Annotated in this window: 20 protein-coding genes; 8 read left to right on the top strand and 12 right to left on the bottom strand. The window is 63.6% G+C overall.

The features are described from left to right. Positions 1–63: 63 nt before the first annotated feature. The 7 genes from CAG00_RS22105 to minC form a co-directional block, all read right to left on the bottom strand. On the bottom strand, positions 64–2,193 hold the full coding sequence (locus CAG00_RS22105; protein WP_085665341.1) for a mechanosensitive ion channel family protein: 2,130 nt from the start codon (positions 2,191–2,193) through the stop codon (positions 64–66). A gap of 44 nt (positions 2,194–2,237) precedes the next feature. Further along, positions 2,238–2,405 carry a hypothetical protein gene (locus CAG00_RS28890; protein WP_170929313.1) on the bottom strand — a complete coding sequence of 56 codons (168 nt, stop codon included), beginning with the start codon at positions 2,403–2,405 and terminating at the stop codon, positions 2,238–2,240. Positions 2,406–2,593: 188 nt separating this feature from the next. Beyond that, on the bottom strand, positions 2,594–3,883 hold the full coding sequence (locus CAG00_RS22100) for a M18 family aminopeptidase (RefSeq protein WP_025338066.1): 1,290 nt from the start codon (positions 3,881–3,883) through the stop codon (positions 2,594–2,596). Positions 3,884–4,052: 169 nt separating this feature from the next. After that, complete coding sequence (locus CAG00_RS22095) at positions 4,053–4,688, bottom strand: RluA family pseudouridine synthase (protein WP_011532730.1); 636 nt, start codon at positions 4,686–4,688, stop codon at positions 4,053–4,055. A 160-nt stretch (positions 4,689–4,848) separates the two neighbouring features. Beyond that, positions 4,849–5,103 (bottom strand): cell division topological specificity factor MinE, encoded by a 255-nt coding sequence (gene minE / locus CAG00_RS22090; protein WP_025338068.1) that lies wholly within the window; start codon positions 5,101–5,103, stop codon positions 4,849–4,851. A gap of 3 nt (positions 5,104–5,106) precedes the next feature. After that, complete coding sequence (gene minD / locus CAG00_RS22085) at positions 5,107–5,919, bottom strand: septum site-determining protein MinD (RefSeq protein WP_013971423.1); 813 nt, start codon at positions 5,917–5,919, stop codon at positions 5,107–5,109. A gap of 101 nt (positions 5,920–6,020) precedes the next feature. Continuing rightward, positions 6,021–6,779 (bottom strand): septum site-determining protein MinC, encoded by a 759-nt coding sequence (minC, locus tag CAG00_RS22080; protein ID WP_023660587.1) that lies wholly within the window; start codon positions 6,777–6,779, stop codon positions 6,021–6,023. A 111-nt stretch (positions 6,780–6,890) separates the two neighbouring features. On the opposite strand from minC, the gene CAG00_RS22075 reads away from it, so the two are divergent. Together CAG00_RS22075 and CAG00_RS22070 are read left to right on the top strand one after the other, a co-directional pair. Further along, a complete protein-coding gene (locus CAG00_RS22075) occupies positions 6,891–7,826 on the top strand; it encodes a lipid A biosynthesis lauroyl acyltransferase (RefSeq protein WP_085665340.1) in 936 nt (311 codons plus the stop codon). A gap of 149 nt (positions 7,827–7,975) precedes the next feature. Beyond that, entirely contained in the window at positions 7,976–9,124 is a 1,149-nt protein-coding gene (locus tag CAG00_RS22070) for a patatin-like phospholipase family protein (protein ID WP_085665339.1), read from the top strand. Positions 9,125–9,221: 97 nt separating this feature from the next. Here CAG00_RS22070 and CAG00_RS22065 read toward each other — a convergent pair whose 3' ends face one another. Further along, the gene (locus CAG00_RS22065) at positions 9,222–10,046 is read right to left on the bottom strand and encodes a VacJ family lipoprotein (protein ID WP_080958529.1); all 825 of its coding nucleotides are present in this window, start codon (positions 10,044–10,046) and stop codon (positions 9,222–9,224) included. Then, complete coding sequence (locus CAG00_RS22060; protein WP_025338072.1) at positions 10,039–11,337, bottom strand: serine/threonine protein kinase; 1,299 nt, start codon at positions 11,335–11,337, stop codon at positions 10,039–10,041. Before CAG00_RS22060 ends, CAG00_RS22065 begins: the two co-directional genes overlap by 8 nt. 190 nt (positions 11,338–11,527) lie before the next feature. On the opposite strand from CAG00_RS22060, the gene CAG00_RS22055 reads away from it, so the two are divergent. Then, positions 11,528–11,905, top strand: coding sequence for a hypothetical protein (locus CAG00_RS22055; RefSeq protein ID WP_085665338.1), 378 nt, complete (start codon positions 11,528–11,530; stop codon positions 11,903–11,905). Positions 11,906–12,026: 121 nt separating this feature from the next. Here CAG00_RS22055 and CAG00_RS22050 read toward each other — a convergent pair whose 3' ends face one another. Continuing rightward, a complete protein-coding gene (locus CAG00_RS22050; protein WP_085665360.1) occupies positions 12,027–13,595 on the bottom strand; it encodes a beta (1-6) glucans synthase in 1,569 nt (522 codons plus the stop codon). A 197-nt stretch (positions 13,596–13,792) separates the two neighbouring features. Here CAG00_RS22050 and CAG00_RS22045 point away from each other — a divergent pair, with 197 nt between their 5' ends. From CAG00_RS22045 to CAG00_RS22035, 3 genes are all read left to right on the top strand, one after another. After that, positions 13,793–14,653 carry a glycine betaine ABC transporter substrate-binding protein gene (locus CAG00_RS22045; protein ID WP_085665337.1) on the top strand — a complete coding sequence of 287 codons (861 nt, stop codon included), beginning with the start codon at positions 13,793–13,795 and terminating at the stop codon, positions 14,651–14,653. Positions 14,654–14,910: 257 nt separating this feature from the next. Further along, positions 14,911–15,222 carry a DUF485 domain-containing protein gene (locus tag CAG00_RS22040; RefSeq protein ID WP_003260090.1) on the top strand — a complete coding sequence of 104 codons (312 nt, stop codon included), beginning with the start codon at positions 14,911–14,913 and terminating at the stop codon, positions 15,220–15,222. After that, positions 15,219–16,883 (top strand): cation acetate symporter, encoded by a 1,665-nt coding sequence (locus tag CAG00_RS22035; protein ID WP_013971432.1) that lies wholly within the window; start codon positions 15,219–15,221, stop codon positions 16,881–16,883. Before CAG00_RS22040 ends, CAG00_RS22035 begins: the two co-directional genes overlap by 4 nt. A 56-nt stretch (positions 16,884–16,939) precedes the next feature. On the opposite strand, the gene CAG00_RS22030 is transcribed toward CAG00_RS22035, so the two are convergent. After that, positions 16,940–17,092 carry a DUF3309 family protein gene (locus tag CAG00_RS22030; RefSeq protein ID WP_013971433.1) on the bottom strand — a complete coding sequence of 51 codons (153 nt, stop codon included), beginning with the start codon at positions 17,090–17,092 and terminating at the stop codon, positions 16,940–16,942. A 231-nt stretch (positions 17,093–17,323) separates the two neighbouring features. Here CAG00_RS22030 and CAG00_RS22025 point away from each other — a divergent pair, with 231 nt between their 5' ends. Both CAG00_RS22025 and csrA read left to right on the top strand, forming a co-directional pair. Beyond that, positions 17,324–18,133, top strand: a complete 810-nt coding sequence (locus tag CAG00_RS22025; RefSeq protein ID WP_085665336.1) for an SDR family oxidoreductase — start codon at positions 17,324–17,326, stop codon at positions 18,131–18,133. Positions 18,134–18,253: 120 nt separating this feature from the next. Then, positions 18,254–18,442 (top strand): carbon storage regulator CsrA, encoded by a 189-nt coding sequence (csrA, locus tag CAG00_RS22020; protein WP_085589970.1) that lies wholly within the window; start codon positions 18,254–18,256, stop codon positions 18,440–18,442. 114 nt (positions 18,443–18,556) lie between these two features. Here the strand turns inward: csrA and CAG00_RS22015 are convergent, their stop codons facing one another. Then, on the bottom strand, positions 18,557–18,784 hold the full coding sequence (locus tag CAG00_RS22015) for a YheU family protein (protein ID WP_003252629.1): 228 nt from the start codon (positions 18,782–18,784) through the stop codon (positions 18,557–18,559). Between the last annotated feature and the right edge of the window lie 23 nt (positions 18,785–18,807).

Raw genomic sequence — 18,807 nt, 5'->3', positions numbered from 1 at the left:
GGACCGCACAGGTTTCAGCCTTTGCACAGTACTTGTGGGAGCGGGTTCACCCGCGAAGAGGCCCTAACTGGAAGAACCGGCAGTCACTACCTGCACTGACAACCTTGGCGTTGCCAAATCCAGCCCGGCCTCATCCAGCTGCCGCTTCAACGCCAGGTTGAACGCCCGCGACACTTCCCACTGCTTGATCGGCGCAGTCTTGAACCGCGCCCGCAAGATCGCCGACCCCGACTCGAAGCTCTCCACCCCCTGCAGCTCCAGCGGCGACCAGATGTTGCGGCGCATCAGCGGGTCGTTGCGCAGCTTCTGCCCCACTTCGCGAATCAGCGTGATCGCCTGGTCGATGTTCATGCTGTGCGGGATCGCCACGCGGAAGATCGCGTAGCCGAACTCGCGCGAGTAGTTCTTGATGCTCTTGATCTCGCTGAACGGGATGGTATGCACGATGCCGTCGATGTCACGCAGGCGCACGGTACGGATGGTCAGCCCCTCCACCGTGCCCAGGTGGCCACCCACATCGACGTAGTCGTCGATGGCCAGCGAGTCCTCGATGATGATGAACAGCCCGGTGATCAGGTCGGCGACCAACGACTGCGCACCAAAGCCGATGGCCAGACCGATCACACCGGCACCCGCCAGCAGCGGGGTGACGTTCATGCCCATGTTGGCCAGGGCGACGATCACCGCGATGATGAAGATGACCACGAACATCACGTTGCGGATCAACGGCATCATGGTTTGCGCGCGGGCGTTGGCCAGGCCTCGGCGCGAGCGCACCAGGGCGTGGTGCACGGCGGTGTCGGCAAGGATCCACACCAGCCAGGCGACGATCAGCGTGCCGGCCAGGCCCAGCAGGCGCACGCTTATGTCGTGGCCGTCGCCCTCGGCGAAGCTGATCATCGACAGGCCCCACACGCGCAGCCCCAACTCGATGAACACCAGCCAGATGAACAGGTGTACCAGCAGGTAACCGAAGTTGCGCAGGCGCTCGGCGTACACCGCCTGGCGCTTGTTGGCGCGCTTGGGGTTGGCTGCGTGGCGGCGCACCAGGCCGTTGAGCACCATGCACACCACCACCAGCACCGTGCACATCAGCGACTGGCGCAGGGCGGTGCTGGTGTCGCCGGCCGAGATGAAGGTAGCGAACAGCGAAATCGCCACCAGGATCAGTGCTGGCACGAACCAGAAGCTGCCGAGGATCTCGATGGTGTCGCTGAGGGTGCGTCGGGTCAGGCGCCGTGACAGTGGCTGGTTGCGGATCAGGTGGGCGATCGGGCGGCGGAAGCGCAGAATGAACAGCCCGGTGCACAGCGCCGCGATCACGTTGGCCAGGGTGGCCAGGGCGTGGGCCAGGTGGGTGCCGAGGGCGACCATCAGGCGCGGGTCGCTCATCGCTTCGCCAAACGCGGCGAAACTGCCGATCAGCCACAGCGGGCGGAAGGCCTGGTGGCGCAGGATGTAAAGGGCGCGGTGGCGGTGGGGGCCGTCGAGCAGCGAGAAGGCAATCACGCAGATGGCCGAGAAACAGGTGCCGACCACCAGTGCGTAGGCCAGCACCATGGCCAGCGACTTGCCCAGCGACGGCGGCAGCACGAAGCTCAGGTACACGGTGAACACCAGCGCCACCAGCCATGGGCCCAGCTTGCGCAGGGCAAAGCGCACCAGGTCCCAGGTGCGCGGGTGCTGCGGCAGTTCCTCGCTCAGGCCAAAACGCAGGCGTACCCGATGCCCGACCCAGTTGAAGGCGTAGGCCAGCACGCTCCAGACGGCAATGACGGCGGCAAAGCCGAACAGGATGGCCGGCCACTGGTGCACCGGCACCATCAACTCGGTCAGTTCGGCCTGGGCCTGTTCGATTTCCGCGGCCCAGCGATGGAACGGGCTGGCATCGCCGCTGAACTGCTTTTCGAAGTCATGCAGGGCGCCGCCGATCAGGCCGAGCACGCCTTGTTCGACGGTGGGTTGCGATTGCCTGGTGGCGTCGCGCAGCTTTTTCAGGTCGGCCAGGAGTTTGGCCCGCTGCTGGTCGTTTTCCAGGTTCTTGATCACCTCGTCCAGCGACTTGCCCAGCGGTTCGCTGGCCTCTGGCTGCGCGGGCGCGCTGCCACCCAGCAGGCCTGGCAGGCCCGCAGCCTGTAACGGGGTGACAAACAGGAACAGCAGCAGGAACAGGCAACGCAGGAGGGCAGGCACTGGCAAAACTACCTCAGGTCAAACGATTGACCGAGTGTAGAGGTTTATGACGGCAGTTTCTCGAGGATCTTCCAGCAGGTGAGGCCGAAGATGCCCAGGGTGCCGATCCACATCATCAGCACGCCGATGTTGCGCTCGCGCAGGCTGAAACCGATGGTCAGCAGCATCAGGAACAGAAATACCGGCACGAACAGGGACAGGAACGGGGACATGGACAGCAATCCTTTTGCAGTGGGGCCATGTAACAAGCATAGCGGGTAGCGGGCGAAGCGGGATTGACCTTGAGCAGGTGCAAGCAGGCCTGGCCTCTTCGCGGGTGAACCCGCTCCCACAGGAACTGTGCGGTACCTGTGGGAGCGGGTTCACCCGCGAAGAGGCCAGGCCTGCTTGCATCAAGGCATCAGGGCAACTCGCGGCAACGGTAGAAGGCACTCAGCACCTTCACCAGGTGCGCCAGGTCATGGCTGCCGCACAGCTCGCGAATCGAATGCATGGCAAAGGTCGGCAAGCCGATATCCACCGTACGCACGCCCAGGTGGCTGGCGGCAATCGGCCCGATGGTCGAACCACAGCCCATGTCGCTGCGTACCACGAAGCTCTGCACCGGCACTTCCTCGGCCATGCACAGGTGGCGGAAGAACCCGGCGGTTTCGCTGTTGGTAGCGTAGCGCTGGTTGTTGTTCACCTTGATTACCGGCCCGGCGTTGAGCTTGGGCCCATGGTTGCCGTCGTGCTTGTCGGCGTAGTTGGGGTGCACGCCGTGGGCGTTGTCGGCCGACACCATCAGCGAGCGCTGGATGGTGCGCACGTAGGCGTCGCCATCCGGCAGCAGGCGCTGCAGGGTCTGCTCCAGCATCGGCCCGTCGGCGCCACAGGCCGAGCAGCTGCCGACTTCTTCATGGTCGTTGCACACCAGTACGCAGGTTTCGTCGCTGTCGGCGGCCAGCAGGGCCTGCAGGCCGGCGTAGCACGACAACAGGTTGTCCAGGCGCGCACCGGCGATGAAGTCGCCGTTCAGGCCGACCAGCGCGGCGTCCTGGGTGTCGTAGAAGCTCAGCTCGTAATCCAGCACCACATCGGCGATCAGTTCGTGCTCGCGAGCCAGTTGCTCGGTGAGCAGGGCGCGGAAGTCGATGCGTTCGTCACCCGCCACCTGGGCCAGGATCGGCGGCAGCTCGTTCTGCGGGTTGATCGCCCAGCCTTCGTTGGCGGTGCGGTTGAGATGGATTGCCAGGTTGGGGATGACCGCGATCGGCAGCTTGAAGTCGATCAGCTGGCTTTCGACCTTGCCGTCACGGCGGTAGGTGACCCGGCCGGCCAGCGACAGGTCGCGGTCGAACCATGGCGCCAGCAGGGCGCCGCCATACACTTCGACGCCCAGTTGCAGGAAGCCCTGGCGCTGCAGCTCGGGCTGCGGCTTGACCCGCAGGCACGGGCTGTCGGTGTGGGCGCCGACCATGCGGATACCGTTCAGCAACGGTGCCTGCTTGCCCAGCTTGATGGCGATGATCGACGAGTCGTTACGGGTGACGTAGTAGCGGCCGCCAGGCACTGTGGCCCAGCTGTCGCGCTCGTCCAGGCGCTGGTAGCCGGCAGCTTCCAGGCGCTGGGCCAGGCTGGCGGTGGCGTGGAAGGGCGTGGGGGAGGCCTTGAGGAAGTCGATAAGGCCAGAATTCAGTACGTCGCGCATAGCTCACTCCAGACAGCAGTGGCGCGAGTTTAGCGTATTAGGTCGACAAATTGTGTCTGCCTCTTCGCGGCTGAAGCCGCTCCCACAGGTACTGCACAACCGTCGAAAGTGGTGCGGTCCCTGTGGGAGCGGCTTTAGCCGCGAAGAGGCCAGTACAGGCTGTACACAATCAGAAGGGCGCAGGGCACTCGAACTTCAACCGCTCCCCGGACACCGGGTGGGTAAAGCTCAGCATCGAGGCATGCAGGCACAGCCGCTCGTGGGCAGCCAGTGCCTCGGGGTTGGCATACAGCCGGTCGCCCAGCAGCGGGTGCCCGATCGACAGCATGTGCACGCGCAACTGGTGCGAACGCCCGGTAATCGGTGTCAGCTCTACCCGGCAGTAATCACCGCAGCGCTCGACGATGCGCCAGAAGGTCAGCGCATGCTTGCCCTGTTCGTGGTCCACCACATGCCGTGGCTTGGTCGGCGGGTCATAGCGCAACGGCAGGTCGATGCTGCCGCTGTCCAGCGCCGGCTGGCCCCAGCACAGCGCGGTGTAGGCCTTTTCGGTTTCGCGGTCGTGGAACTGGCGCGACAGCTCACGGTGGCTGTCGGCATCCCGGGCCAGCAGGATGATGCCGGAAGTTTCCCAGTCCAGGCGGTGCACGATCAGCGCGTCGGGGTAGCCGTTTTCCTGCAGGCGAGTGATCAGGCAGTCCTTGTTGTCCTCGGCGCGGCCGGGTACCGACAGCAGCAGGGTCGGTTTGTTGATCACCAGGATGGCGGCGTCTTCGTGCAGGATCTGGATGTTGGACAGCGGCATTGCTTGGTCTCGGTTATATCGGGGAAAACACTGGGGCCGCTTTGCGGCCCATCGCGACACAAGGCCGCTCCTACAAGGGTTATGCAATTCCCCTGTAGGAGCGGCCTTGTGTCGCGATGGGCTGCAAAGCAGCCCCAATGCTCAAAGCCTGGTCGCGAAATCAGCGATCCGGCAAGGTGATGTTCAGTTCCAGAATCGAGCAGCTACCCTGGTTTTCCAGCTCGATATGCACATCATCGTTGCCGATGTTCACATATTTGCGGATCACTTCCAGCAGTTCTTTCTGCAGCGCTGGCAGGTAGTCCGGTTCGCTGCGTTGGCCGCGCTCGTGCGCCACGATGATCTGTAGACGCTCTTTCGCTACCGACGCGCTGGTAGTTTTCTGTCTGCCACGAAAGAAGTCAAAAAGGTTCATGGTTTACTTGCCTCCAAACAGGCGCGCGAAGAATCCTTGCTTCGGCACTTCGATGAACCGCAGGGGCTTTTCTTTGCCCAGCAGACGGTCGACGGTATCGCTATAGGCCTGGCCGGCATCGCTCTGGTCGTCGAGGATGACCGGGATACCCTGGTTGGAAGCCTTGAGCACTGCCTGGCTCTCGGGGATCACACCCTTGAGCTTGATCGCCAGGATCTCTTCGACGTCGGCAATGCTCAGCATTTCGCCCTTTTCCACGCGCTCCGGGTGGTAGCGGGTGATCAGCAGGTGTTCCTTGATCGGCTCTTCGCCGTTCTCGGAGCGGCGCGACTTGCTCGACAGGATGCCCAGCATGCGGTCGGAGTCACGTACCGAGGACACCTCGGGGTTGGTGACCACGACGGCTTCGTCGGCAAAGTACATGGCCAGGTGTGCGCCTTTCTCGATACCGGCCGGCGAGTCGCAGATGACGAAGTCGAAGTCTTTCTTCAGCTCCATCAGGACCTTTTCCACGCCTTCCTGGGTCAGCGCGTCCTTGTCACGGGTCTGGCTGGCGGCCAGCACGTACAGGTTCTCGAGGCGCTTGTCCTTGATCAGGGCCTGTTGCAGGTTGGCTTCGCCGTTGACCACGTTGACGAAGTCGTACACCACGCGGCGTTCGCAGCCCATGATCAGGTCGAGGTTACGCAGGCCCACGTCGAAGTCGACGATGACGGTCTTGTGGCCACGCAGTGCGAGGCCGGTACCAATGGCGGCGCTGGTGGTGGTCTTGCCCACACCCCCCTTGCCGGAAGTAACCACGATAATCTTGGCCAAGGTGTTTCACCCCTAAAATAATCGGGACACACGTCCCTGCAAAAATACAAATAAATGGCAACGGTAAGAAAAGTTGCACTAAAAATGCTGGCAAGTATCCGTTAAAGACGGGTGATGTTCAACACGTCGCCAGACAGGCTGACTTGCACGCCTGTGCCCCACAGCGGGTCGCGGCGCAGGTCCTCGCAGACCTTGTACTGGCCGGCGATGGAGACCATTTCGGCGGTCATCTGCTGACAGAAGATACGTGCCTTGGTATTGCCTTTGATGCCGGCCAGGGCGCGGCCGCGCATGGCGCCGTACACATGGATGTTGCCATCGGCCAGAAGTTCCGCCCCCGGGCTGACCGAAGCGGTCACCACCAGGTCGCCGCCCTGGGCGTAGATCTGCTGGCCGCCACGTACTGGCGCAGTGATGATGCGGGTCGGGCGCACCTCGGGTTCGAGGATTGGTGGCGGGACAGGGGCTGGCTCTGGCTTCTTCACCTCGGGTTCGGGCTCCAGCGGCCGCTCGCGCGCGCCGGATGGCGGCAGCACCGGCAGGTCGATGGCAATGGCGGCGGCGATGTCCTCGATGCGGTTGGCACGGATGGCCAGGGTACGCAGGCCGTGGTGGCGGCAGATCCGCATCAAGCCGGGCAGGTCGATTGCCCCCTCGTCGGCCGGCAGCTTGTCCAGCGCCAGCACCAGCGGCGTGTTGCTGAAGAAGTTCGGTGCCTGGGCGACTTTGGCCGCCAGTTGGCGGTCGAGGGCTTCAAGGTCATTGCGCGCCAGCTCCAGCACTGTAATGGCGAGCATGCTGCCCTTGAGCTGGAACACGGAGGCGGTGTCGGGTGTGTGGTTTGGGCTCATGGTCTGCATAGACGGCTTGTTGCGAAAAAAGTGCCCTGACTTATAACGATAAGACCGGTTGCCCGCAACATGCGCTGATCCGTTGTAGAATGCGCGGCCTTTGTCTTTCCGGAAGCTTCAATGGAACGCCCGCGTTTTCGTCCCTATTTCCTTCACCCACGTTTCTGGGGTCTGTGGCTGGGCCTGGGCCTGCTGTGGCTGGTGGTCCAGTTGCCGTACCGGGTACTGTTGAAAGTCGGTGCCGTGCTGGGAGCGGTGATGTACCGCTTTGCCGGTGAGCGGCGGCGCATTGCCGCGCGCAACCTGGAGCTGTGCTTCCCGGAGCTGTCGGTCGACGAACGGCGGCGCCTGCTCAAGGCCAACTTCGCCTCCACCGGTATCGCCTTCTTCGAAATGGCCATGAGCTGGTGGTGGCCCAAGGCCCGGCTGGCGCGCCTGGCCCATGTCGAGGGGCTGGAGCACCTGCAGGCCGCCCAGCAGGCGGGGCAGGGGGCCATCCTGATGGCGGTGCACTTCACCACCCTGGAAATCGGCGCCGCGCTGCTGGGCCAGCAGCACACTATCGACGGCATGTACCGCGAGCACGGCAACCCGCTGTTCGACTTCATCCAGCGCAGCGGCCGCGAGCGGCATAACCTCGACTCGCTGGCGGTGGAGCGCGAGGACGTGCGCGGCATGCTCAAACTGCTGCGTTCGGGCCGGGCGATCTGGTACGCACCGGATCAGGACTACGGCGCCAAGCAGAGCCTGTTCGTGCCACTGTTCGGCATCCCGGCGGCGACGGTAACCGCCACCACCAAGTTTGCCCGGTTGGGCAAGGCACAGGTGATTCCGTTCACCCAGAAGCGCCTGGAGGATGGCAGCGGCTATCGCCTGGTGATCCACCCGCCGCTGGCGGACTTCCCCGGGGAGAGCGAAGAGGCTGACTGCCTGCGCATCAACCAGTGGGTGGAAAGCGTGTTGCGCGAATGCCCCGAGCAGTACCTGTGGGCGCACCGCCGGTTCAAGTCGCGGCCCGAAGGGGAGCCGCGGCTGTATGACAAGAAGAAGCGCTGAATTTTCTTTTGCCTGTGCCGGCCTATTCGCGGGTGAACCCGCTCCCACAGGTTCTCCACAGGCCTTGAAGGCTGTGCAATACCTGTGGGAGCGGGTTTACCCGCGAATAGGCCGGCACTGACAGCACACCAACCCCAGGAAGGACTCCTATGGCCCCACCCCCGGTAACCGGTCTTATCCTTTCTGGCGGCGGCGCCCGCGCTGCCTACCAGGTCGGCGTGCTGGCCGGCATCGCCGAACTGCTGCCCGCTGGCGCGCACAACCCGTTCCCGGTCATCGTCGGCACCTCCGCCGGCGCCATCAACGCCGTCACCCTGGCCAGCGGCGCTACCCATTTCAGCGACGCCGTACAACGGCTCACCGCCTTCTGGCAGAACTTCCGCAGCCACCTGGTCATCCGCAGCGACTGGCCTGGTGTGGTCCGCCAGGCCAGCCGCTTCGTCGCCCACAACCTGCTGGGCGTGGGTGGCCCGGCGCCAGTGGCACTACTGGACAGCAGCCCATTGCGTGGGTTGCTGCAGGCGCACCTGAACCTGGACGGTATCGCCCACTCCCTGGCCGCCGAGCAACTGCGCGCCGTCGCGGTGACCGCCTTTGGCTACGAGTCCGGCCAGGCGGTGACCTTCTACCAGGGCCGCGGCACCATCGAAGCCTGGTTGCGCCACCGCCGCATCGGCATGCCCACGCCGTTGACCATCGACCACCTGCTGGCCAGCGCGGCCATCCCGCTACTGTTCGCCCCGGTGCGGTTGGGCGATGAATATTTCGGTGATGGCGCGGTACGCCAGTCGGCACCGATCAGCCCGGCCCTGCACCTGGGCGCCAGCCGGGTACTGGTAGTCGGGGTCAGCGGCAACCCGCAGCGGCCGGCGCCACCATTGCCGACCCAGCGGGTGTTCAGCGGCCAGCAGCCGAGCCTGGCGCAGATCGGCGGGCACATGCTCAACAGCACGTTCATTGACAGCCTGGAAGACGACATCGAGCTGCTGCAGCGCCTCAACCACCTGAGCCACCTGTTGCCGGCGCACCTGGGCGCCCGGCGCCTGGGCCTGGCGCCAATCGACGTGCTGGTGGTGGCGCCCAGCCAGCCGCTGGACGAAATTGCCGCGCGGCATCGGCGCGAGTTGCCGGCGGCCTTGCGCATGTTCCTGCGCGGGCCGGGGGCGACGCGTACCAGCGGGGCGGGGGTGTTGAGCTATTTGCTGTTCGAGGCCAGTTACTGCAGCGAGCTGATAGAGCTGGGGCGAAAGGATGCCTTGGCCAAGAAGCGGGAGCTTTGCCAGTTCCTGGGGATTTGATGTTGCCTGTGCCGGCCTCTTCGCGGGTAAACCCGCTCCCACAGGGATCGCACGATACCTGTGGGAGCGGGTTTACCCGCGAAAAGGCCTGGCCTGCCTACTCGGCTATCTGCAACTTGCGCGCCTGGGTATACACATACCGCACCTTCTCGTACTCGAACGGCGAGTTGAGCTGGCCATAGCGGAATTTGGTGCTGTAGCGCTTGTCCACCACGCGCAGCACGGAGATTTCCGGGTGGTCGCTGCTGGCTTCGGCCACGTTCAGGTAGTTGATCGCCTGTTCGCCTGCATAGTCCACCACCAGCCCAGTGGTATCGCGCAGGTTCGACGGCCCCAGCACCGGCAGCATCAGGTACGGCCCGTCCGGTACGCCATAGAAGCCCAAGGTCTGGCCAAAGTCTTCACTTTGCCGCGGCAGGCCCATCTTGGTCGCCGGGTCCCACAGCCCACCCACGCCGATGATGGTGTTGAACATCAGCCGCGCGGTGATCTCCGCCGAGCGCTTGGCCTTCAACTGCAACACGCTGTTGAACAGGTTCGGCACGTCGCCCAGGTTGTTGAAGAAGTTGGTCACCCCGGTGCGCACGAAGCGTGGGGTGACGTACTGGTAGCCGCTTACCATCGGCAGCAGCACCCATTGGTCCAGGCGGTAGTTGAAGTGATAGACGCGCCGGTTGATCGACTCCAGCGGGTCGTACACGTTCAGCGCTTGCAGGGTGGAGCGCTCGAACTCGCGCTGGTCCAGCCCCGGGTTGAATTTCAGCTCGCGCAGCGGGTCGACGAAACCATCGGCCTCGGGCGCCAGTGGTGCTTCGGTGACTTGCGGGTCGGCCTCGATCACGCTGGCGCGGGGGGCGGTTTCGGCGGCCAGGGCCTGGCCGGCGGCGAACAGGGCAGTGGCGAAGAGGAGTTTGTTAACCACGGAAGAACTCCAGCATGGCGTCACTGTTGACGCGGTAATTGAGGTTGCCGCAATGGCCGCCATGGGGGTACAGGGTCAGGCGCTCACCGAACACCTTGCGCAGGAAGCCGATGTCACCAGGGCCGAGGATGACGTCGTCGGCGTTGTGCATCACGGCGATCTTGTCGCTGCTGCTCAGGTAGTCTTCCAGCGCATACAGGCTGACCTGGTTGACCAGTTGCAGGATGCTGTTGCCGTCGGTGCGGGCCCGCCACATGGGGATGACCTGCTCGGTCATGTAGCAGTCGAAGTCGCACTGCAGGGCACGCTTGAAAAACGGCGTGAGGCTGCTGCCCTCGGTGATCGGGAACTTCGGCGGAATGATCAGGCCGCGGCGGTTGATCAGGTCGGAGGTGAAGGCAATGTCGGCTGCCGAGAAGCGGAACGAGGTGCCGATCAGCATGGCCATCTGCTCGTTGGACAGGTGCTGGCGCGACTGCTGGAAGTCGTACAGCAGGGCTTCATTGAGGTCGATATAGCCCTTTTCCTGGAAGTAACGGGTCAGCTTGGCCAGCATCAGCTCGTAGAAGGTGGTGCTGCGGTCGATGCCCTTGACCTGGGTCTGCACCAGCTTGTCCAGGTTGTTGATCGAGGTGTACAGGTTGACCGGCGGGTTCAGCAGCAGCACGCGCTTGAAGTTGAAGCTGCGGCGGGTTTCGTCCAGGTGGCTGACAAAGGCAGCGTCGAGTGCGCCCAGGCTGTAGCCGGTGAGGTAGAACTCGCTGATCGGCAGGCGCGGGTGCTGGGCGCGCACGGCCTGCATCACCCGGTACATGTCTTCGGCATCATCCTGGCTGACGCCTGGGGTGGCGAAGCGCGAGGCTGCGCTCATGAAGTCGTAGCTGGTGGGCGAGGACAGCTGCACCACGTGGAAGCCGGCCTGGTAGAACAGCTTTTTCAGGTATTCGTTGATGCTGCTGGTGTAGGGCGCACCGGTGCCGGCGATGATGAAGATCAGCGGCGCCTCGTGGTCCTGCCGGGCCAGGCGGTACTTGAGCTTCTTCACTGCCCAGAAGTTGTCGGGCAGGGTGAACTCACGGTCCGGGCGCAGGTTGAGGCTGTAGTCGGACTGGCTGATTTCGTCGTCGCCGGGCAGGGTGGGGCGCTGGTCCGGCGGCGTGGTGGCGATGGTTGCCTCGAACGGGTTGGTCAAGGGGTAGCCATAGCTTGCGGCGTCGATATCCCGCGCCGAAGCGGCCACAGCCATGAGCAGGCCGCCGAGCAAGGCAGCGAGGCGCAAAGATCGAAGCATGTAATCCCCCAAAAGAACGCAAGGTCGAGCAGTGTGCAGGCTAGGACCACAACGGGGCGGGCAAAGTTGCCAGGCGCGGTGGTCTTTGGTGTGCTTGTTATCTGCAACATAGCTGCAGGGATGTGATTTTGCCTTACAACTGGGCATAAGCGATCATGGATGCTTTCGATTTCCGCTATTGGAGAACTGGATGTCTCGTTCGCTGCCGGCTGCGCTGCTTGTGCTGTTTCTGGGGCTTTGGCTTGCTGCCAGTTATGGCGTGCGCTACGGGCTGATGGAGGACGGGCAGTGGGTGGGACTGTGCACGGCGCCGGCGGGGTACTGGCAGTGTGAGGTACGGTCGTTGCTGGGGCTGGGCATTCATCATCAGGTGATGGCCTGGGGTGGGCTGGGGCTGGCGCTGCTGGCTCAGTTGGTTGCAGGGCGTGGCGGCTGGTGGCTGGCAGTGGTGGCGTTGGTGTTCGCGGTGCCGGCACTGGTGCTGTATACCGCCAGCATTGCCGTGTTCGCGCTGGTGCTGGCGGGGTTGCGGCTGGTGCGGGACGCTGGTGCTACGCGGATTTTGTAGGAGCGGCCTTGTGTCGCGATGGGCCGCAGAGCGGCCCCGGCAATCTATGCCATTGCGCTAATACTGGGGCCGCTTTGCGGCCCATCGCGACACAAGGCCGCTCCTACAGGGATGTGTATTTTCAGGCCGTGCGAGCAAGGCGCAAGCTCCGCCACAAAGCCGCCGTCATCAGCACACTCACCCCGGCCCACCCCCAGGCCTGTTGGTTCTCCAACCCTTCCACAAACAACTGCGGCGCCACACCGGCACCGACGATGAACGCCAGCAACGCCACCTCCGCCCGCCGCGCCGGCACCGGCCACAGTGCAAACACCAGCGCCGGCAATGCCAACGCTGCGCTGGGGAAGCTGCGATAGCGTGGGTCGAACACCATCGCCAGCATGCTCACCGCCGCGGCAAAACCCGCTGCCAGCAACAGCCAGCCGGCCCGCGCCTGCAGCCAGGCGTACAGGCGCTCGCGCCAGCCCGTGCGCCGCGCCAGGGCCAGCACGGCATGGGCCAGCACCAGCAGGTTCAGCCCTGCCAGCAGCACCGCCCACAGCCACTCCCCGGCAAAGCGCGCATGGGTACGCATCAGCTCGCCCCAAAGCCCCAGGCAGCCTGCCCCAAAAGCTGCCAGCAACGGCAGCAGCATGGCCGCCGCCGGGGTGGCCGGGCGCCCGGCAAGCATCAGCATCAGTACCATCAATACGGCACTGGCCAGCAACCACTGCGGCCAGTAAGGCAGGTTGCTCACCGGCCCTTCGAGTACGCCTTTGTCCTGCCGGTCCGCATCGTAAAGCCCCCAGTAGCCGCCGACCGCCCCCTCATTGGCGCGCTTCCATGGCTGGTCGAACGCCTCGATCAGGTTGTAGTGCCAGCCGTTGCTTTCGGCCATGGCCACGAACCCGCGAATGAAGCGCGCCTCGTTGACACGGCTGGGCTCCGCGGTTTCGCGCTGGCGGCCTTCGCTGGGCCAGCCGGTTTCGCCGATCAGGACGTCCTTCGGCGCGAAGCGCGTGCCGAACACCCGGCGTACTTCGGCAACGTGGGCCAGGGCTTCGTCGATGCCACGCGGGTCGTCTTCCCAGTAAGGCAGCAGGTGGATAGTCAGGAAGTCCACCGCAGGCGCCACCTGCGGGTGCTGCAACCAGAACTCCCACACATCGGCGTAGGTCACCGGCACCTTGACCTGGCTTTTCACACGGGCGATCAGCGTGGCCAGGTGCGCGCCGGTCACTTCCTTGCGCAGCAGCGTCTCGTTGCCGACGATCACCGCGCTGACCACGTCGGGGTTGGCATTGGCGGCGGCGATCAGCAGCTCGATTTCTTTCTCGGTGTCGGCCGGGTGGGCGTTGACCCAGGCACCCAGCATCACCTTCAGGCCATGCTTGCGTGCCAGCGCCGGGATTGCCTCAAGACCGGTCTGGGAATAGGTACGGATGCACTGAAAACGCTCGGCCAGCAACGCCAGGTCGGCATCCATGCGCGCCGGGCGCAGGCGCAACGGCCGGTCGTAGGGTGACTGGTCCTTGTCGAACGGGGTGTACGAGGCGCATTGCAGCTTGTGCGTCGGGCTGGCCGCGTCGGGCAGTTGCACCGGCTTGCCAAGCCCGTACCAGAGGCCTCCGAGCCCGAGTAGGGCGAGCAGGCAGGCAAGCAGGTACAACGGCAGCAGCAGGCGGGTAGAACTGGGCATCGGGCGGTCCATCGTCAGGCGCAAAAGGGTAGATAGTAGCCCGGCGCCAAACCTTTGGCATGCAAGGATCGCGCAGGTCGGCGCAGGCCGATGGCGCTAATGGCATAGTGCTGTCGCATATGGGGCGGCTACAGGTCGTAGCTGGAGCAGGTCGACTATTGTTGCAGGACGATGATGCAAATTCCGAGACCTGACGAGGGGATGCTTTGATGGCTGCTATTACAAGAATGCGACGTTTCCTGGGTGTGGGCACCGCCATGGTACTGGCCATGAGTGCGGCACAGGCAATGGCCAAAGAAGTCAGCATTGGTTACGTGGATGGTTGGGCTGACAGCGTGGCGACCACCAACGTGGCCGCCGAAGTGATCAAGCAGAAACTCGGCTACGACGTGAAGTTGCAGGCCGTGGCCACCGGGATCATGTGGCAGGGCGTGGCAACCGGCAAGCTCGATGCCATGTTGTCGGCCTGGTTGCCGGTGACCCATGGCGAGTACTGGGCCAAGAACAAGGACAACGTGGTCGACTACGGCCCGAACTTCAAGGACGCCAAGATCGGCCTGATCGTCCCTGAGTACGTCAAGGCGGTGAGCATTGCCGACCTCAAGACCGACGACACCTTCAAGCAGAAGATCGTCGGCATCGACGCCGGCTCCGGCGTAATGCTCAAGACCGACCAGGCCATCAAGGACTACGACCTGACCGGTTACAAGCTGCAGGCCAGCTCTGGCGCGGCGATGACTGCGGAACTGGGCCGTGCCTATGCCAAGCAGCAGTCGATTGCGGTGACCGGCTGGGTACCGCACTGGATGTTCGCCAAGTGGAAACTGAAGTTCCTCGAAGACCCGAAAGGCGTGTATGGCGCCTCGGAAACCGTGAACAGCATCGGCAGCAAGGAACTGGCCACCAAGGCCCCGGAAGTGGCAGAGTTCCTGAAGAAGTTCAACTGGCAGTCGAAGGACGAGATTGGCGAAGTGATGCTGGCTATCCAGGAAGGCGCCAAGCCTGAAGCGGCGGCCAAGGACTGGGTGGCCAAGCACCCTGAGCGCGTGAAGGAGTGGACTGGCAAGTAACAACCCGTCAGGGCCAGTTTTGCTGCTTCGCGGGTGAACCCGCTCCTACAGGGATATCACTGCCTTCCGGGCTGGTGATACCCCTGTGGGAGCGGGTTCATCGAGGCGTCGAACCGCCGCGAATGGGCCATCACTTTGTTACGCAACCGGTAAAACACCGTTGCATCTAAGACTAAGGTCGTCTGGTTGGCGTCCGATAGCCGCATAAAGTAAGGGTCGTGGGTTCCACCCCTATCTGTGCTGCTAGGACAAAAACAATGAACGACAGCATTTACCTCTCGATACAAAACAGCCCCCGCTTCAAGGAGCTGGTCACCAAACGCGAACGGTTCGCCTGGATTCTCTCGGCGATCATGCTCGGCCTGTACTGCGCCTTCATCCTCCTGATCGCCTACGGTCCTCAGATTCTGGGCACCAAGCTCAGCCCTGAGTCGTCGATTACCTGGGGTATTCCCCTGGGCGTCGGCCTGATCGTCTCGGCATTCGTCCTGACCGCCATCTACGTACGCCGCGCCAACGGCGAATTCGATGAGCTGAACAAGGCCATCCTGAAGGAGGCGCAACAATGATTCGCCACGCCAAAGCCCTGGCCGTACTGGCCTGCGGAGCCTTCGCACCCGCCGTGTGGGCCGCCGATGCCCTGACCGGCGAGGTGCAGAAGCAACCGCTGAACGTCTCCGCGATCGCCATGTTCGTGGCCTTCGTCGCCTTCACCCTCGGCATCACCTACTGGGCCTCCAAGCGCAACAAGTCGGCGTCGGACTACTACGCCGCCGGTGGCAAGATCACCGGCTTCCAGAACGGCCTGGCGATTGCCGGCGACTACATGTCGGCCGCCTCGTTCCTGGGTATTTCCGCACTCGTGTTCACCTCTGGCTACGACGGCCTGATCTACTCGATCGGCTTCCTGGTCGGCTGGCCGATCATCCTCTTCCTGATCGCCGAACGCCTGCGCAACCTGGGCAAGTACACCTTCGCCGACGTGGCCTCGTACCGCCTCGGGCAGAAGGAGATCCGCACCCTGTCGGCCTCCGGTTCGCTGGTGGTGGTGGCGTTCTACCTGATCGCGCAGATGGTCGGTGCCGGCAAGCTGATCGAGCTGCTGTTCGGCCTGGACTACCACGTGGCGGTGATCCTGGTGGGTATCCTGATGTGCCTGTACGTCCTGTTCGGCGGCATGCTGGCCACCACCTGGGTACAGATCATCAAGGCCGTGTTGCTGCTGTCCGGTGCCAGCTTCATGGCGCTGATGGTGATGAAGCACGTGGGCTTCGACTTCAACACCCTGTTCTCCGAAGCGATCAAGGTGCACGCCAAGGGCGAGGCGATCATGAGCCCGGGCGGCCTGGTCAAGGACCCGATCTCGGCGTTCTCGCTGGGCCTGGCGCTGATGTTCGGTACCGCCGGCCTGCCGCACATCCTGATGCGCTTCTTCACCGTCAGTGACGCCAAGGAAGCGCGCAAGAGCGTGCTGTACGCCACCGGCTTCATCGGCTACTTCTACATCCTCACCTTCATCATCGGCTTTGGCGCCATCCTGCTGGTCAGCACCAACCCGGACTTCAAGGACGCCGCTGGCGCCCTGCTGGGTGGCAACAACATGGCAGCGGTGCACCTGGCCAATGCCGTGGGTGGCAGCGTGTTCCTCGGCTTCATCTCGGCTGTTGCCTTCGCCACCATCCTGGCGGTGGTCGCCGGCCTGACCCTGGCCGGTGCCTCGGCGGTGTCCCACGACCTGTACGCCAGTGTATGGCGCAAGGGCAAGGCCAACGACAAGGACGAGATCCGCGTGTCGAAGATCACCACCGTCGCCCTGGGCGTACTGGCGATCGGCCTGGGCATCCTGTTCGAGAAGCAGAACATCGCCTTCATGGTCGGCCTGGCGTTCTCCATCGCGGCCAGCTGCAACTTCCCGGTACTGCTGCTCTCGATGTACTGGAAGAAGCTGACCACCCGCGGTGCCATGATTGGCGGCTGGCTGGGCCTGGTGAGTGCGGTGACACTGATGATCCTCGGCCCGACCATCTGGGTGCAGATCCTCGGCCACGAGAAGCCGATCTACCCGTACGAGTACCCGGCGCTGTTCTCGATGCTGATCGCCTTCGTCGGTATCTGGTTCTTCTCGGTCACCGACAAGTCCAAGGCTGCCGAAGACGAACGTGCGCTGTTCTTCCCGCAGTTCGTGCGTTCGCAGACTGGCCTGGGCGCTTCGGGTGCTGTTTCGCACTGATCCCTTCCGGCAATAAAAAAACCGCGCTTCGGCGCGGTTTTTTTGTGTTTTCGCCGCTAGATCATGCCTAGTAGCAACAAAACCAGCAGAACTACCAGCACCACGCCGATGATGCCGGACGGGCCATAGCCCCAGCTGCGCGAGTGCGGGAAGACCGGTAAGCCACCAATCAGCAGAAGGATCAGGATGATGATGAGAATCGTGGTCATGACGGAGTCCTTGCGTGGTTGAGGGTCAAGGGCCTCGGACTGCTGGCCTCTTGTAAATAAGGACTGGTGGTGAGTGTTAAAGATTCCATTTGAATGGTTGCCAGTGCCGGCCTCTTCGCGGGTACTGACCACACAGTCATGCCCCTCCATTCACTACCTTGATGAACCCTGCCTGCCCCCCAGGCCTTGATTAGACTGGTTGCACAACCCATCAGAACAAGGCCAGCCACCATGCAAAACCGCATCATGATCACCGGCGCCGGATCCGGCCTCGGTCGCGAGATCGCCCTGCGCTGGGCGCGTGAGGGCTGGCGCCTGGCGCTGGCCGATGTCAACGAAGCCGGCCTGCGCGAAACCCTGGAGCTGGCCCGCGCAGCTGGCGGCGAAGGCTTTGTCCAGCGTTGCGATGTGCGCGACTACAGCCAGCTCACCGCCCTGGCCCAGGCTTGCACCGAACAGTTCGGTGGTATCGACGTGATCGTCAACAACGCCGGCGTCGCTTCGGGCGGGTTCTTCGCCGAACTGTCGCTGGAGGACTGGGACTGGCAGATCGCGGTCAACCTGATGGGAGTGGTCAAGGGCTGCAAGGCCTTCCTGCCGCTGCTGGAGCGCAGCAAGGGGCGGATCATCAACATCGCCTCGATGGCCGCGCTGATGCAGGGCCCGGGCATGAGCAACTACAACGTGGCCAAGGCCGGCGTGCTGGCCCTGTCGGAAAGCCTGCTGGTCGAGCTACGCCAATTGGAGGTGGCGGTGCATGTGGTGTGCCCGTCGTTCTTCCAGACCAACCTGCTGGACTCGTTCCGCGGGCCGAACCCGGCGATGAAAGCCCAGGTTGGCAAGCTGCTGGAAGGCTCGCCGATCAATGCGGCGGACATCGCCGAGTACATCCACCGGCAGGTTGCCGCTGGCGAGTTCCTGATCCTGCCCCATGAGGCCGGGCGCCAGGCCTGGCAACTGAAGCGCCAGGCCCCTGAGCGGCTGTACGACGAGATGGCCGAAATGGCGGTGAAAATGCGGGCCAGGGCTCAGTCGCGATGATTCGTCTGTAAGGAAAATTACCTGGGAATGTAGGGCGCTTCTGAAACACGGTAGAACTATTGAGTAGCCCTATGCCGTCAAGGCAGGCTCCGGTTTTCCCTTTCGCTGGAGGATCGGAGCATGCTGGTAATAGGGCGCGAAGTGGGAGAGATCATCGTGATTGGTGATGACATTCGGATCATGGTCGTGGAGACGCGGGACGGGGTGGTGCGCTTTGGCGTGGATGCACCACGGCAGGTGCCGGTGCATCGGGCCGAGGTGTACAAGCGCATCAAGGAAGGGCAGAAAGATAAAGCCCGGGGAATCTGATGTTGCCTGTGCCGGCCTCTTCGCGGGCACGCCCGCTCCCACAGGTACTGCACCGCTCTCAAGACTTGTGAAGTTCCTGTGGGAGCGGGCGAGCCCGCGAAGAGGCCAGGCCTGCTAGTCGAGCAGCTCGCGGGGCACATCATGCTTGGCCAGCAACTGGCACTGCTGGCTTTCCAGGTCGAACAGGATGAACGCCTGGCCCTTGGCCAATGCCTGGCGCACCCGCAGCACGCGGGTTTCCAGCGGGGTGTCGTCGCCGTTGTCGGTACCGTCACGGGTGACGAAGTCCTCGATCAGGCGGGTCAGGGTTTCGGCTTGCAGTTGGTCGTAGGGGATCAGCATGGTGGGCGTTGCCTAGCTGTTGG

Source organism: Pseudomonas sp. B5(2017), from assembly GCF_002112825.1.
GTDB lineage: Bacteria > Pseudomonadota > Gammaproteobacteria > Pseudomonadales > Pseudomonadaceae > Aquipseudomonas > Aquipseudomonas putida_Z.
This window is presented reverse-complemented; position numbering and strand designations above follow the sequence as displayed.